This window comes from Nocardia sp. NPDC004278, assembly GCF_053602975.1.
Window position 1 is genome coordinate 167,218 of record NZ_JBSGEQ010000009.1, and the last position, 14,597, is coordinate 181,814.

Annotated in this window: 18 protein-coding genes and 1 pseudogene; 9 read left to right on the plus strand and 10 right to left on the minus strand. The window is 64.4% G+C overall.

The genetic code is table 11. The annotated features are described in order from the left end of the window. Positions 1–330 precede the first annotated feature (330 nt). The 6 genes from ACWEO2_RS16640 to ACWEO2_RS16665 all read right to left on the minus strand — a co-directional run bounded on the left by ACWEO2_RS16640 (position 331) and on the right by ACWEO2_RS16665 (position 6,370). Positions 331–795, minus strand: a complete 465-nt coding sequence (locus ACWEO2_RS16640; RefSeq protein WP_452406084.1) for an Rv3235 family protein — start codon at positions 793–795, stop codon at positions 331–333. Between the two features lie 246 nt (positions 796–1,041). After that, positions 1,042–1,827, minus strand: coding sequence for a maleylpyruvate isomerase N-terminal domain-containing protein (locus ACWEO2_RS16645; RefSeq protein ID WP_452406085.1), 786 nt, complete (start codon positions 1,825–1,827; stop codon positions 1,042–1,044). 64 nt (positions 1,828–1,891) lie between these two features. Further along, positions 1,892–3,088, minus strand: coding sequence for an ROK family protein (locus tag ACWEO2_RS16650; protein ID WP_452406086.1), 1,197 nt, complete (start codon positions 3,086–3,088; stop codon positions 1,892–1,894). Between the two features lie 28 nt (positions 3,089–3,116). Continuing rightward, positions 3,117–4,379 carry a sugar ABC transporter permease gene (locus ACWEO2_RS16655; protein ID WP_452406087.1) on the minus strand — a complete coding sequence of 421 codons (1,263 nt, stop codon included), beginning with the start codon at positions 4,377–4,379 and terminating at the stop codon, positions 3,117–3,119. Beyond that, entirely contained in the window at positions 4,376–5,146 is a 771-nt protein-coding gene (locus ACWEO2_RS16660) for an ATP-binding cassette domain-containing protein (RefSeq protein ID WP_452406088.1), read from the minus strand. Before ACWEO2_RS16660 ends, ACWEO2_RS16655 begins: the two co-directional genes overlap by 4 nt. A gap of 138 nt (positions 5,147–5,284) precedes the next feature. Further along, positions 5,285–6,370: a sugar ABC transporter substrate-binding protein gene (locus tag ACWEO2_RS16665; protein ID WP_452406089.1), complete on the minus strand. Its 1,086-nt coding sequence runs from the start codon at positions 6,368–6,370 to the stop codon at positions 5,285–5,287. 332 nt (positions 6,371–6,702) lie between these two features. Here ACWEO2_RS16665 and ACWEO2_RS16670 point away from each other — a divergent pair, with 332 nt between their 5' ends. Further along, the gene (locus ACWEO2_RS16670) at positions 6,703–7,008 is read left to right on the plus strand and encodes a hypothetical protein (RefSeq protein WP_452406090.1); all 306 of its coding nucleotides are present in this window, start codon (positions 6,703–6,705) and stop codon (positions 7,006–7,008) included. A 174-nt stretch (positions 7,009–7,182) separates the two neighbouring features. Here the strand turns inward: ACWEO2_RS16670 and ACWEO2_RS16675 are convergent, their stop codons facing one another. Further along, complete coding sequence (locus tag ACWEO2_RS16675) at positions 7,183–7,641, minus strand: MarR family winged helix-turn-helix transcriptional regulator (RefSeq protein WP_452406091.1); 459 nt, start codon at positions 7,639–7,641, stop codon at positions 7,183–7,185. Between the two features lie 63 nt (positions 7,642–7,704). Between ACWEO2_RS16675 and ACWEO2_RS16680 the strand changes: the two genes are divergently transcribed. Together ACWEO2_RS16680 and ACWEO2_RS16685 are read left to right on the plus strand one after the other, a co-directional pair. After that, positions 7,705–8,073 (plus strand): VOC family protein, encoded by a 369-nt coding sequence (locus ACWEO2_RS16680; protein WP_227996749.1) that lies wholly within the window; start codon positions 7,705–7,707, stop codon positions 8,071–8,073. Positions 8,074–8,379: 306 nt separating this feature from the next. Next, entirely contained in the window at positions 8,380–8,712 is a 333-nt protein-coding gene (locus ACWEO2_RS16685; RefSeq protein WP_452406092.1) for a GNAT family N-acetyltransferase, read from the plus strand. Between the two features lie 200 nt (positions 8,713–8,912). Here the strand turns inward: ACWEO2_RS16685 and ACWEO2_RS16690 are convergent. After that, a pseudogene (locus ACWEO2_RS16690) lies at positions 8,913–9,785 on the minus strand (IS630 family transposase); the annotation flags it as partial. A gap of 142 nt (positions 9,786–9,927) precedes the next feature. On the opposite strand from ACWEO2_RS16690, the gene ACWEO2_RS16695 reads away from it, so the two are divergent. The 3 genes from ACWEO2_RS16695 to ACWEO2_RS16705 all read left to right on the plus strand — a co-directional run bounded on the left by ACWEO2_RS16695 (position 9,928) and on the right by ACWEO2_RS16705 (position 11,917). Continuing rightward, on the plus strand, positions 9,928–10,233 hold the full coding sequence (locus ACWEO2_RS16695; RefSeq protein WP_452406093.1) for a S1 domain-containing protein: 306 nt from the start codon (positions 9,928–9,930) through the stop codon (positions 10,231–10,233). Positions 10,234–10,834: 601 nt separating this feature from the next. Next, positions 10,835–11,410, plus strand: coding sequence for a DUF3558 domain-containing protein (locus ACWEO2_RS16700; RefSeq protein ID WP_452406094.1), 576 nt, complete (start codon positions 10,835–10,837; stop codon positions 11,408–11,410). Positions 11,411–11,443: 33 nt separating this feature from the next. Further along, the gene (locus tag ACWEO2_RS16705; RefSeq protein WP_452406095.1) at positions 11,444–11,917 is read left to right on the plus strand and encodes a hypothetical protein; all 474 of its coding nucleotides are present in this window, start codon (positions 11,444–11,446) and stop codon (positions 11,915–11,917) included. A 184-nt stretch (positions 11,918–12,101) separates the two neighbouring features. Here ACWEO2_RS16705 and ACWEO2_RS16710 read toward each other — a convergent pair whose 3' ends face one another. Both ACWEO2_RS16710 and ACWEO2_RS16715 read right to left on the minus strand, forming a co-directional pair. Continuing rightward, on the minus strand, positions 12,102–12,305 hold the full coding sequence (locus tag ACWEO2_RS16710) for a DUF397 domain-containing protein (protein WP_452406096.1): 204 nt from the start codon (positions 12,303–12,305) through the stop codon (positions 12,102–12,104). Further along, entirely contained in the window at positions 12,302–13,189 is an 888-nt protein-coding gene (locus ACWEO2_RS16715; RefSeq protein WP_452406097.1) for a Scr1 family TA system antitoxin-like transcriptional regulator, read from the minus strand. The genes ACWEO2_RS16710 and ACWEO2_RS16715 overlap by 4 nt, the downstream gene beginning before the upstream one ends. Before the next feature lie 208 nt (positions 13,190–13,397). On the opposite strand from ACWEO2_RS16715, the gene ACWEO2_RS16720 reads away from it, so the two are divergent. From ACWEO2_RS16720 to ACWEO2_RS16730, 3 genes are read left to right on the plus strand one after another with little or no spacing between them, the layout of a single operon-like run. Then, complete coding sequence (locus ACWEO2_RS16720; protein ID WP_452406098.1) at positions 13,398–13,781, plus strand: hypothetical protein; 384 nt, start codon at positions 13,398–13,400, stop codon at positions 13,779–13,781. Then, complete coding sequence (locus tag ACWEO2_RS16725) at positions 13,781–14,119, plus strand: hypothetical protein (protein ID WP_452406099.1); 339 nt, start codon at positions 13,781–13,783, stop codon at positions 14,117–14,119. Before ACWEO2_RS16720 ends, ACWEO2_RS16725 begins: the two co-directional genes overlap by 1 nt. A gap of 6 nt (positions 14,120–14,125) precedes the next feature. Continuing rightward, complete coding sequence (locus ACWEO2_RS16730; protein ID WP_452406100.1) at positions 14,126–14,461, plus strand: hypothetical protein; 336 nt, start codon at positions 14,126–14,128, stop codon at positions 14,459–14,461. Positions 14,462–14,597: the final 136 nt, after the last annotated feature.

The following is a 14,597-nucleotide window of genomic DNA, read 5'->3' on the forward strand; positions in this document are numbered from 1 at the left end:
CGCACCGCACCGCACCGCACCGCACCGCACCGCACCGCACCGCACCGCACCGCACCGCACCGCACCGCACCGCACCGCACCGCACCGCACCGCACCGACCAGCGGAACATGAGGGTCCTACACCTGCTACCGAATTCACCACATTCGGAAGGCCTTCAGCCGCCAGTCGGTCGAGCGAGTTCGCTCGGTCCAGACGGCAATACGAAGTGCTGATGACGACGATCCGATCGGCGACAGCACAGCGCATCGACCTCCCGACCTGGGCCAGGTCTGGTGCGGACCGAGGTCCACACCCGGCGACCAGGGCACGCCCGAAATCTGCTCTCCGATTCACCGCACTCGGAACACCGTCAGCCGCCAGCCGGTTGCGCGGGTGCGCGCTATGCGGGCGGCAATGGCGAAGTGTCGGCGGCCGCGGTCGTAGGCGGCGAAGACTTCGGCGGTCGAGTCGTCGACCATCATCAGGTTCGCCCGATACAGCACCGCGGCGCCCAGGGTGCGGCCGGGTGCCAGGTGGGCCCGGACCAGGGTTCGCACGGCGGCGACCACCGCTGGTGTGGCCATGCTGGTGAGCTGGGCGACCGGCCGTCGGTGGTCCAGGATCTCGAGCGCCAGCCGCAGCGCCCGTTCGACGAATTGCTGTGCCGTCGAATCGATTTCGATAGCTGGTGGCGGCGCGCAATGCCCGCCGCTGAGCGCGCGCCGCAGCCCCCGCGGGCCGGACCGGCCGGACTGATCATGCCGCGGGATCGGCGTGCGGCACGGTGCCGCGCGCGGCGGATGCTCGGGCTCCACACGCCCACCCGGCCGGTACGGCAACAGCGGCGGCTCCGTCCTCGGCGCATACGAAAGCCCCGACGGATGTCTCTCCACGCAGCACCCCCAATGAGTTCGAACCACAACCCCCGAGCTCGGACCGCGACAGCATGCCACGGATATCCCCGCAGGTAAACCACCCAAGCGACCGTTCTGGCACCGACAAGCGCCGCTCGAACAAGATCAGGTAGTGAAGGGATTCAGGTACCCTGGTACGCGGCGAGTTCAGACCAAGTCGATCGAGTCGAGGAAGCGTTCGGCGAGTTCGACGTCACCGGTGACGGCCACACCGTGGGATCGCCAGGGCGTTCGAGTTGTCCCCCAGGAAGGGAAATCGATTGCCGCACTGGTGATTTGCGCAGCAATCCTGGCATCGGAACCGGCCACCGCACGCAACCGTCCGTGCCCGATCGGTTCGAATCGCCAGGTGCCGCCGCCGGGTCCGGTCAGCGTCAACCCGATCGGCCGGTCGAACCAGATCCGGTCATTCGCCCCGAAGTTGGCCAATAGAGCCAACATCCACTCCAGTATCGAACTCATCCGGTCCGCGTCGGTCGCAGGGATGTCTTTGTCGAGTGCGGGGGCGATGTCGTGGCGCAGGTGCGTGTGGAAGTCGAAGGTCAGCAGCGACGGCAGCAAACGCAGTGGGTGTGCACCGAGTTCGCCGATCGGGAGGCGGATCGATCCGAGCGGCCACGGCTGGGTCGCGCGAGCCGCGGTGGCGATCCGCGAACTCCAGGTCGCCAATTCCCCGACCACCCGATCGATCGCCCAGTCGGCGCGTCGGGCGACGAAATCGTCGTTGAGCCGCTCGATATTTCGCGAGCGCATGACCTTGACCACATCCGGGCCGAAGTTCAGGCGGCACTCCGACCCGAGATGCGCGATCACGTCGCGCACCCGCCAGCCCGCGGCGCGGCTCGGCGCTACCCATTCCGCTGGCGTGAGCCGGGCACAGAAGTCCAAAACGGCGTCGCGCTCGCGACGGAACGCGGCGATGTCGTCGGTCATCCCTTGATACTGCCAAGTGATCCGAACCACCGTCACCGATAGGCCGTATCGGCGCGTCGATCGGTCAGCCGCTGGTGATGCGGGTCAGGGTCTGCAAGGGGTCGGTCAGGACATCGGCGAAGGCCAGTTCGGCGGCACCGACGAGGGGAGCGTCATCGGCGAGGGTCGAGGTGCGCAGGCGCACCCGCTCGCGAACGGCGAGCAGCCCGTTCACCGCCAGCCTGCTGCGGACCTGGGCCGCGGAGGCGAGGTAGATCTCGCGCAGCACACCACCGAAGACGACCATGGTGGGGTTGAAGATATTGACCAGATTGGCGACGCCATAGCCGAGCCAATCGCCGATCTGGTGCAACGCATCTCGCGCGGTGGCATCCCCGCGGGCGGCGGCCTCCACGATCGCCTCGACCGCAGCACGGCCGGTGAGATCGGTGCGTCCGGCGGCCGCGATCAATGCGAGTTCACCCGCCTCGGCCTCCAGACAGCCATGCGACCCACAGGTGCAGGCCCGTCCGCCCGGGTTGACGATCATATGCCCGACCTCGCCGCCGTAGCCGCCTTCACCGCCGAGCAGCTTGCCGCCCATAATGATTCCGCCGCCGATGCCGACCTCGCCGTGCAGGTAGATCATGTCCGCGATACCGACGCCGACGCCGCGTTCACGCTCGGCGAGCGCGCCGAGATTGGCATTGTTGCCAACGGCGACGCGCAGACCGAGTCGCTCGGACAGCCGCGCGCCGACCGCCACATCGACCCAGCCGATATTCGGCCCGTATCGGACGACGCCGTCCTCCTCGCGCACCATGCCACAGAACGCGACTCCCACACCGACGCAGACGGTCTCGGGTCCGGCCTCGCCGATCATGTTCTCCGCGATGGTGGCCAGCGCGGTGATCACGTCATTCGGATCTAATGTGCCACTGCGACGCGGCGTCTCCCGCCGCGCGAGAATCACCCCGCCCAGCCCGACCCGCGCGACCGCGAGCCGGTCCGCGCCGACATCCAGCGCCAACCCGTAGACCCGTTCCGATTCGGGGCGCACCACCAACGATGGCCGCCCCGCCTTGCCGGTCTGCCCAGGCAGTTCCTCGCTCACCAGACCCGCCGCGGCGAGGTCGGCCGTCAACGCCAGAATGGTGCTGCGATTGAGCCCCATTCGCTCGGCGAGCACCGCCCGCGATACCGGACCGCTCAGGTGGACATGGCGCAGTAGCACGGCAAGGTTCTGCCGCCGGATCTCGTCCGGGGAAGGTGCAGCTCTCATTCGGGGCGAACCTCCTCCCGGTCGTCGATCAACTTCCTGGCAACGCACGCTTGCGCGACAGCGCGTCCACCCCGGCTGCCAACAGCAGCACGAATCCTGTCACAACGAATTTGGTGCCCGCGCTATAGCCCATCAGGCCCATCCCGTTATTGATCACCGCGACCACCGCCGCACCGAGCACCGCGTCCAGCATCCGGCCGCGTCCGCCGAACAGGCTGGTGCCACCGATCACCGCGGCTCCGACAGCGGTCAGCAACACATCGCTGCCGCCGGTATTCGGGTCGACGGAGTTGGCGCGTGAGGCCGCGATCAACCCGCCCACCGCGGCCATTGTCGAACACAGCACGAATGCGCTGATCTTGATCCGATCGACCGGAATGCCCGCGCGCCGAGCCGCTTCGGTACTGCCGCCGACGGCGTAGATATGTCTGCCGAACGAGGTCCGGTTGAGCACGAACGTCCAGACCAGCAGCAGCGCCACGATCAACGGCACCACGATCGGCATACCTTTGAGCGAGTTGATCGCCGGATTGCGGCTGCGCTCGTCATTGAGGATCAGCACCGCCGCGCCCGCGACAATGGCGACCGCCGCGATCCGCAGCGCGATCACCGGCGCCGTCTCGCCGGTCAGTCCGAGTTTGGTGCGCGCCCGCAGTTTTCGGTATTGGATCGCCGCGAATCCCGCCAGCAGCACCGCGTACATGAGCCAGCCGAGCAGCGGCGGCACATTCTTATTCGCGATCGCGACGATCGTCTCATCGCGAATCGAGATATTGCGCCCATTGTCCATGATCTTGAGCGCGACACCCTGCAATGCCAGGAATGCCGCCAATGTCACCACGAACGACGGGATTCCGATCTTCACCACGACCGTCCCGATGGTCAGCCCGATCACGACGCCGGTGAGCAGCGAGACGAGAACCGCCGCATACCAGGGCCATCCCTTGTCGGTGAGCAATACCGCGAGCACCGCCGCACAGACACCGCTGGTGAATCCGGCCGACAGATCGATCTCACCGAGCAGCAGTACGAAGATCAGCCCCATGGCGATCACCGCGATGGCCGCGCCCTGGGTGAGCAGGTTCGCGAAATTGCCCTGCGTCATGAAGACCGGCCGCGCGATCCAGAAGACCACCGTCAGCACCGCCAGCGCGATAATCGAGGGCAGCGCACCCATATTGCCGCTACGCACCCGCCCGACATAGGAGTTGACCAGCTCGGTCACCGGCGAGGACGTGGCCTCGAACTGATCCGTAACCACCGCGGCTGTGCCTATTGTTCGCTCGCTCATGCCTTTACTCCATTTCCGAGACCGAGACTTCCACTGCGGCCAGCGGTGATCAGTTCGACGACCTGTGCGTGCGTCACGTCGGAAGTTCGCACCTGGGCCGCCATTCGGCCGAGATAGAGCGCGGCGACCCGATCGGATACCGCGAAGACGTCATTCATATTGTGCGAGATCAACACCACCGCAAGACCTTTGTCGGCGAGCGTGCGCACCAGCTCCAGCACTTGCTGGGTCTGTGCGACGCCGAGCGCGGCGGTCGGCTCGTCGAGGATTACCACCTTGCTGTTCCACAGCACGGCTTTCGCGATCGCGACCGTCTGCCGCTGTCCGCCCGACAGGCTCGACACCTGCTGCCGCACCGATTTCACGGTGCGAACAGATAAGCCCGCCAGAGTCTTTCCGGCCAGCTCCTCCATGCCGTACTCGTCGAGCACGATGCCGTGCTTCTTCTCGCGGCCGAGGAACATGTTCTGCACGATGTCGAGGTTGTCGCAGAGCGCGAGGTCCTGATAGACGATCTCGATGCCGAGATCGGCCGCGTCCCTCGGGTTGTGCACATGCACCGGCTTGCCATCGAACAGGAACTCCCCCGCATCGATGGGATGGGTGCCGCCGATGCATTTGACGAGAGTCGACTTGCCAGCGCCGTTATCGCCAACCAGTGCCGTCACCTCGCCCGAGTACGCGGAGAACGCAATGTCGTGCAGGACGTGGACGGGGCCGAAACTCTTTTCTATTCCCCGTAATTCGATGATCGGTGTATCGGGCATAGGTACTACTGCTCCTGACGTGTGGGGCAGCCCTTCCGCGATCCCCTCATACCAACCGCGGAAGGGCACTCGCCCCGTTGACCATGAAAATGTCGGTCGTTCCCGCGCACCGTCGAGTCCGCGGGAACGACCGGGCTATCAGCGAACCCCGTTATCCGCGCACAGCTTGGCGAAGTCGCCGGTGCACAGCTCGGCCTTCGTGACATAGCCGTCGGCCACCACGTCGTTCACGTTCTCCTTGTAGATCGCCTTCGGTTCCAGCAGCACCGCGGGCACTTTCGCCTTCGCCTCCGGATCGTCGACGGTGCTGCTCGCCTCGCCCTTCTCTCCCTTGGCCAGCGCGATCGCCAGCTTCGCGCCCGCATCGGCCTCCAGCTTGATGGCCTTGTAGACGGTCATGCACTGATCGCCCGCCAGCACGTTCTGCAGGCCCTGCACGGTGGCATCCTGGCCGGTCACCGGCACCTGGCCGTTCAGCTTCTGCTTCTTCAGCACTGCGATAGCGGCATTGCCGAGACCGTCGTTGGCCGCGACCACGCCGCCGAGATTCGGGGTACCGGTGAGCATCTGCTCGAAGATGGTGCCCGCCGTGGTGTTATCCCACTCCGGCACCGCCTGATCCGGGCCCTTCACGTATTCACCCGCATCGAACTTCGGCTTCAGCGCACTGTCATAGCCATTCTTGAACAGCGTCGCGTTGTTATCGGTCGGTCCGCCGTTGAGATAGGCGACGACCGGGTTGACCGCCTTCTTATCGGTGAGGCATTTGGCCAGCCCATCCCCCATCAGCTTGCCGACCTTCACATTGTCGAACGACACGTAGAACGGCGCCCCACCGCCGAGAGTCAGTCTGTCGTAATCGATTACGGTCACGCCCTGCGACTTCGCCTTCTGGATCACGGCCTTGCCGGTCCCACTGTCGAGGTTGGTGATCATCAACACCGTGGCCCCGCTGGTGATCATCTGATCCGCGATGGTCTGAAAGGCGTTCTTATCCCCCTGCGCGTTCTGGATATCCGCCTTGATCCCCGCCGCGTCGAACGCCGCCTGCAGATACTTGCGATCCGCCGACTCCCACCGCGCGGAGGACTTGCTGTCCGGCAGGATCACGCCGATCTTGGCGCCCCCACCACCACCAGCGTCCTTGTTGTTGTCCCCGCAGGCAGTGAGCGAGGTGAGAAGCGCAACCGATACGGCCGCGATGCCGAGGATCCCCTTACGCATGAGGGCGAGCCTTTCGTCGAACCACCGCCTGCTAGGTACCAGGCGGTCGAGCCTTGAGCGAATGTTGTTCGATGCAACATATTCCACTGTGACGTAGTGCACAACGGTTTCGCAAAGATATTTGTTGTTTGCCATAACAATCCGGGCACGGGCGATCGGCGAGCTCTCCGACCGAGCACGCGAGCGCAGGTCCACGCAAGCACCGCGGCCACTCCGGACCAGCGCCTACGACACCCCAAAACCCTTGCTGAGCAGCGCAGTTCCGCCCGCCGTTCGCCACCGCTCATGACATCGCGCAGATCAGCAAACTGCCGTATCCGCCGACGGCGCGTTTGCACGACGGTTACCCGCAGGGCATCGCGCAGATCAGCAAACTGCCATATCCGCCGACGGCGCGTTTGCACGACGGTTACCCGCAGGGCATCGCGCAGATCAGCAAACTGCCACATCCGCCGACGGCGCGATTGCACGACGGCCACCCGCAGGGCATCGCGCAGATCAGCAAACTGCCACATCCGCCGACGGCGCGATTGCACGACGGCCACCCGCAGGGCATCGCACTCGCCGTTTGCGCGACCGCCGGAACACGGTGCTCCATCGACTGCCCATCCGAACAGGTCCCCGCCTCGACCTCTTGATCACCGACATCGTCCGGATTTCATAGCCGGGCGCCGCAGGCCGCCTGGGGACATTGCCGACACATCGCAGAAGAGGGTGCAGTCGGGGTCTGTCGGTTTCGAGGTTGCCTGCACGGATTTTCATGCTCGGCCGCACCCTATCCGGGCGCGGCGAGACGTGCGCCGGGGCGCGACCTATGCACCGTCGTTGCCATCGCGCAGGGAATGGATCATGCTCCGCAGGATCCGGAACGCGTGTGACTGCTCGGTCTCGGTCATGCCGGCCAGCATTCTGACCTCGACGGACCGGACCGCTACGGTCGCCTTCTCGAGGCTCCGTCGGCCGCGAGGCGTGAGCCGCGTGGGAAGAACCTTCCCGACGGGTGCCTCCGCGGGCCTGGTCACGTAGCCGTCTCGTTCCAGGGCCTGGAGCAGCACGTTCATCGTCTGCCGTGTCACGAACGCGCCCCGCGCGAGCTCGGAGTTCGACAAGCCCGGTCGTTGCGCCAGCAGCTCGAGGCAGGAGTAGTGCGTCACGCTCATCCCGAGCGGCCGCAGCACCTCCTCCATGGCTGCGCGCAGGACGCTCGACGCCTCTTTCAGCAGGTAGCCCAGTGACGTCTCCAGGTCGACGCCGACACCGTCTTGACTCATGTCAGAATTCTGACATAGATTGACCCGTGTCAGAAGACTGACACGAAGAGAAGGAGCATCATCATGCCCGCCACCGGCCCCGACTTCATCTCGCTCCAAGCGCGCGACCTCGACGCTTCACAGGCGTTCTACGAGCAGTACCTCGGCCTCGTCCGCTCGCAAGCCGGACCTCCGCACGCCGTCGTCTTCGAAACGAAGCCGATCGCGTTCGCACTCCGCGACATCGTTCCCGGCACCGATCTCGCATCCGTTGCTCAGCCCGGCATCGGCGCCGCGATCTGGCTCCACGCCACCGACGTCCAGGCCATTCACGATGCTCTCGTCGCCGACGGTCACACCATCGTCTCCGCACCGATCGACGGCCCCTTCGGTCGGACATTCACCTTCGCCGACCCCGACGGCTACCAGGTCACTCTCCACGACCGCGCCTGATAGACCAACCGCCACCAGACGATCACCGGCCCCCGCAAACAGCGGTTGCGCCCGAGACCGGAGAATCCGGGCGACGTTTACTTACCCAGGGCGAAACGACTCCAGCACTTCGGCTGATCGTCACAGTCGAGCATTTCGAACGCTGAAGGGCCCGGGTGACCACCATTCGACTACCTTCGACCGGCCCCCGGGCCCCAGGGGGCGATACGGCAGGAGCTATCTGGACGCGGCACCGGCCACACGCTTCTAGTGTTCTGAGTCCCAAATTCGTTGGCGGTGGTTGACGGCGTCTGCGATCATCGCGACGTGTTCGCCGTCCGCCGTGCCGTGCCTGCCGACGTTGCCGGTTGTGTCGCGATCGTGCGGGGGCTGCCGGATTACTTCACCGAGGATGTGCCCGCGAAGATCGCCGACCTGATGAGAACCCATCCGACATGGGTTGTCACCGACGACCGCGGCGTGGTCGCGTTCGCGATTGTGGATTGTCGGTCCGCTCGTGCCGCGGAGATCCTGTGGATGGCAGTCGCCGCGGCGCTGCGCCGTGGGGGCGTGGGCACGCTGTTGCTGGATCGCGTGGTGGGTGATCTCGCTGAGGATGGGGTCCAGGTGTACGTCGCTGCCCTTACCTGCACCCGGTAGCGCCGCACGACCGGCAGCATTGCGGCTGGTATTGGCCGCCCTAGCGTCGTGCGTCGTTGATTCGCTGGCAGTAGGCGGCAAGAGTATCGAGGATGTCGTCGGCGGTCTTGGTCCAGACGAAACGGTTTCGGGTCGGCGTTCCAGGCGTTGACCCATGCCTGGACATCGGCGCGGAGTTCGGTGACGCTGCGGTGCGCCGAGCAGCGCAGTTTCCGGGTGGTCAGCTCGGCGAACCAGCGCTCGACCAGGTTGAGCCAGCTGGCCGAGGTCGGGGTGAAGTGCACGTGGAAGCGCGGGTAGCGCAGCAGCCATTTCTTCACCTCCGGGGTCTTGTGGGTGCCATAGTTGTCGCAGATCAGGTGCAGGTCGAACTCGGCCGGCACGGCGGTGTCGATGGTCTCGAGGAACCGCAGGAACTCCTGATGGCGGTGGCGCGCATAGTGTTCGGCGATGACAGAGCCACTGGCTACGTCGAGGGCGGCGAACAGGTTCGTGGTGACGGACGTAGTCGTGGGTCATCCGCGCCGGTGTGGTCGGCATACCGGCAGCGTCGGCGCGGTCCGATCGAGAGCCTGCATCTGACTCTTCTCGTCCACGCACAGCACCAGCGCGTTCTCCGGCGGGCTCAGATACAGTCCCACCACGTCGCGGACCTTGTCCACGAACTGCGGGTCGGTGGACAGCTTCCAGGTCTCGACCAGGTGCGGCTCGAGCCCGAACGCCCGCCAGATCCGCGAGATCGCCGTTTGCGACATGCCCGTCGCCGCCGCCATCGACCGCATCGACCAGTGCGTATCGTGATGCGGCGGTGCCGATTCCAGCGTCGCGGTAATCACCTGCTCCACCTGCTCATCGGTAATCTTCCGGGACGCGCCCGGCCGTGATTCGTCCGACAGGCCCTCGAGCCGGTCGCGCTCGAATCGAGTTCTCCAATTGCGCAACGTTTCTCGCGACACACCCACCTCTCGGGCTATCTCGCTGCGGGATCCGCCGTCCGCGCATGAGAGCAGGATCTGCGACCGAATCACCAACGCCTGCACCGTCTTTCGGCGACGCACCCACCCACGCAGCACCTGACGCTCACTATCCGACAGCTGAAGAGGCTCGCTATTCGGTGGCCACCGTTCTATGAGGCGCGCCGGTCGTCTGCCTCGTCAAGCAATGCCGGGTAGGTAATCGGGTAGTCGGAGCTTGGAGCGGACGATAATCAGCGCCGTGGAACAGCATCCTCGATACTCGATCATCGATTGTGTCGTGACCGGTTATGCGCACTATGGGATTATCATCGCCACGGACGCAGGTGAACGAGGCTGGATCGAGGACTCCTACGTAGCCGACGGGCCGATTCGTCGAGAGGAATGGCCGGAAGTTGGTGCACGCGTCGTCGGCGTGGTCTTGGGTTACGACACAAGAAGCGGAAGGATCCGGCTCGCGACGACGCCGAGCTATGTCGCCGCCATCCGGGGTAGCGAGGATCCGGATGCCGCCGCGTCCGCGTGGTGGGCCGAGCGGAACCGATGACGACCGGTTTGTCGAACAGGTCTCCTCACGCGACCTTCAACAGGTAATCCAGGTATCGGATCTTGGAGCCGGACGACGAAGTCGCGGACCGTTCCGGCGTGCAGGTTGCGCCAGCGATCGACCCGTCACCTCGGTTGCCGCACCAGCCTTCCTAGACGCGGCAGCCAAACCCGTTGTCCCAGCGGCTGAATAGGCCCCATTGGCCGCTGCATCCACATCCTTGGCTGCGGAATACAATGCCGTGCACAGGATTTCGGACAATTCGTAGACCTACTTACCGACCTCACGAACCTACTCGGGCACCACCGAGATCCGCTGGCCCGAGGCTGGCGTCCCCCCGTCGCTCACACCGACGGATGCTGCCGACCTCGAATGACAGTGTCGACCTCGAAGGCCATGGGAATATTCCAGCCCCACTCAACCTTTCGCGGTCCGGATTTCGGCGGCGCACTGAAGCCACGGCCGCCGGGGCCGGGAACTCGCGCGTGCGTCGCTTGTAGGCGGATCAACCGGCCGGTACGGTCGAACCAACTGAACAGGGGGCGGAGCCGGGCCAGTCCTGATCGATGCCGCCGACACCGCAGGCGACCAGGAGGAATGGATGATCAGCAGGGGGAAGACACTGCTCGGCGCTGTGTTGGGGGTTGGTGCTGTTGTTCTGCTGTCCGGGTGTGGGTCATCGACTGGCGGAGATGCGAAACCGGTCTCCACTTCCACGAGCGCCGGGCCGTCTATGGCTGCCGATGCGCCGAATAGCTACGACCCCTGCAAGGACGTCCCGCAAAGCGTGCTGGATTCGGAGAAGCTACATGGCAAGGAGCTTGCCAACAGCGATACAGCCGCAGGGGTCAAATGGCATGGTTGCGCTTGGGTACGGTCCAACGGCTACGCCGTGAGCATCACCACCACCAACCTCACCATTGATCTCACCCGGAGCCGGAACTTTCCCGAGGCCACCGAGTTCACAATCAACGGCAGGCGCGCGATCTCGACGCGCCAGTTCGATGGTGCCTCCATCAAAGAGGCGTGCACAGTGAATGTCGAGATGAAGGGCGGCAGCCTCGATATCAACCTGAACAATCCGCCATCGAACCGCGACACCGGCAGCATCGACTCGTGTGCGCTGGCTCGCGGGTTGGCCGAAAAGGTTGTGCCCAGCCTCCCCGCCAACGCCTGACTGATTTCACTGAACGACCTGGGAGGGGACGATATGGCTGACGACGACAAGTCTTCAGCAACTCCATTGGCGAACTTGATCACTGAGGCCCACGAAGGCCGACTCACGATTCGGATGGATCTCGAGAAGTTCGTCTACATCGACCGAGACTGCGAATACTTCAAAGATCAGATCCGGCAGATCCAGCGAGTGATGACCCAAATCTCAAGGCAGGAGAAGTGGGATCTTGGCGAGGGCTTCCACGCGCAAGATGACCGAGACCTGATCTCCGCCAAGACAATGGTCAAGCGCTGGCGACAAAAATCCCAGGGCTCAGAGAACAGCGTCTACGAGGTGATGGAGTCGCACTACAAGGTCATCGAAGACTTCCAAACCCTCTTCCGCACCGTCCGTGAACGCATCACCGGCGTCGACACCGAGCAAGCGGCGAAATACCAAGACCTGGAGGCGAACCTGCCGCAGCAGGCACCCGCCCAAGCCAAGATCTTCTCCTGGCCAGGACTATAGGATTCCAGCCCTCGCGCACACCTTCGACATGGGTCGCATACCGACTGTCCGCATGCCACGCGGTCCGAAATCAGAAGCTCTGTGCGAGCTCGAATTTGACCGATGCTGAGACAGCGGGCGGCCCCATCGCGACGTTGGCGTTGTCAGGATGGGGCCGCTGTTCTGCTCGGAAATGCGCCGGGGCTCAGGCGCGACGGTCGAACTCTCCGTCCACGACGCCTGCGGTGAATGCATCCCACTCGCCGGGAGTGAAGACCAACGCCGGGCCGATCGGGTTCTTGCTGTCGCGCATTCCGACCATTCCGTGGTCGAGAAAGGCGACTTCGACGCATTCCCCGCCCTGTTGGCTGTGGCTACTCTTGAACCACTCGGCGTTCGAGATGTTCACCGAGGTAACTCCTTCACGATCTTGGACAGGTGAGCGCGGGTCTTCGCGGTGCTCAACGTGGACCGTTCTATGTCGGCCCAGGACCGACGATACCGTGCCACCTGCTCCGGTTTCTGGAGGTACAGGTTGCCGCTACCCGCACCTGTTTCGACATACGCAACCGGGGGTTCCGGTTCGAGGTCCGGCGTCCCGATGAATTCGAGGATGATGAAAGAGCCCGTCTCGGTACCGCGATAGATGCCGACGTCAAATGGCACGAGCCGAATACTGACATTGGACATCGTTGAGACTTCGACGATGTGGCGCAACTGGCTCGCGGCGAGTTGAGAGTCACCCAGCGCCCGACGAATCACGCTCTCGTCGAGTACCACATCCAACTTCGGCTGCGATTCGGTCAAAACGGCTTGTCGCCGCATCCTGACCTGGACATGTCGCTCAACTTCCTCGGGCGTCAGGTCGGGACTGGTACGAAGCAGGGCGCGGGCGTAGTCCTCGGTTTGCAGCAAACCGGGGATGCGGGCGCTCTGGTACATCGAGAGAGCGGTGGCGATGCCTTCGAGGGTGATGTAGACATCCAACTTGTCGGCCGAGACGACGTCGTCAAAGTCGTACCACCAACCTCGCGCTGATTCAGCTTGTGCGGCAAGCGTTTTCAGATTCGCCCGGGCGCTGGGGGTGGCGCGGTAGATATCGCAGAGTTTATCGATGTAGATCGGCTTCAGCTTGCACGGCTGCCCTTTGAGCATCTTTGTCACGGTGGTGTGGTGCAGGTTGACCTGTTCAGCTACGTCCTTGATATAGAGCCCTGACTCTCGATGCAGCTTCGACAGGATGCGCGCCACCTGACGACGAGGAACTGATGGGACGGCAGGCTGTGCGGGCATGCGATGACCTCCTTGTTGGACCAGGGCGAACGCCGAAAGACGTTTAGCGTACTCGTTTTTCCGAAGCGAGGAATTTAATCGTCAGAGATTGCGAATTCGCTTTCGAGGGTGTGAGCTGGAACACGCATCCAGAGGACAGCTATCAGCGACAACAGGTCGCGCGGCGCGCTCCACCGACCAGCACACCAACCATGTTTCTGGGGGAACCATGACACCCACGCACTCCTTCGAGTCCCCGCAGACGATCACTGCGAGCGACAAGCCGAAAGCCATTGGCTTCGTGCGCAATGACGTATCCGGCCTGCATGCCCCTCGCCATGCACTCGATGTGCAGCGGCACGCGAACGCGCTCGGCTATCAGTACGTGTACACGATTCGGCCGCCTGCCGATGTCGACGACCCGATCAGGTACGCACTCGGCATAGCGGCTGGCCTCGAAATCCAGGTAATCGTCGTCTTCGACCTCGGTCACGTCGACAGTCGTCCCGCATTGGTCTGCGACGCCGGATTCGACCTGGAAACCGTTTGCCCGCAAGGCACTTGGACGCGCTCAGCGCAGCGTGTCCCCGGCGGCGAGACGGAGGTGGCGTGATGCACGAAGACGCTCTGCTCACCCCACCGAATATCTGCGCCTTCGCCGAGGTCGAATTGGCGCACGCACAGATGCGCCGACACCGGGGATGCCCGATCCAGCGGTGCGCGTGGAAGCGGGTCGCGTATTACACGCTCGTGCAGCACGGCCGGATCACGCCACCACAGTCGAGCCCGCGCGAACGCGCCCGATTGCGCGGCATCGACTTTCCCATCGACACCATCGACCGCTCCCTCCCCGAGGGCATACCCGAACTCCGCACATTGCACCAAGTGCTCGACGGGCTCGCTCAACTGGTGTTACCGCCGACTTGCCCCGGCAACGGCGTCGAGAAATGAACGGCTATGGGGCCGTGGCAAATAGTGCACAGCGTCCTCGCGGTCGTCGGTGGCGGCGCCTTCGCGATGGTCGGCGTGGCGTGTGTGTGGCCGATCAACCAGCCACGCCGCGACCGGCCCGCCGCACGCCGCTGCCGTCTGCGCCCGGTCGAATGGCCGAAGGCGTGGACGTGCGGCCCACCCGAGCAACCGTTCACACTCGCCGACGCCCACGTCGCGATGCAACTGCATCGCGAGCACGACTGCGACCGCAAGCACGCCGCATTCGATGCGCTGGTCGCGGCCGGACGCATCCACCCCGATTCCGCGCGCCGACACCGACTCTGGGGCAAACCCTGGTGAATGACCATCCCACTCGGCTCGCCAACTGCACTCACATACCAACCCCCGCACGATCGATCGGATGACTTGATGGCCGAATGGACTTGGGAGCCAGATGATTTCGCGGCGCTGTGGCTCAACCCCACACACGACCGCT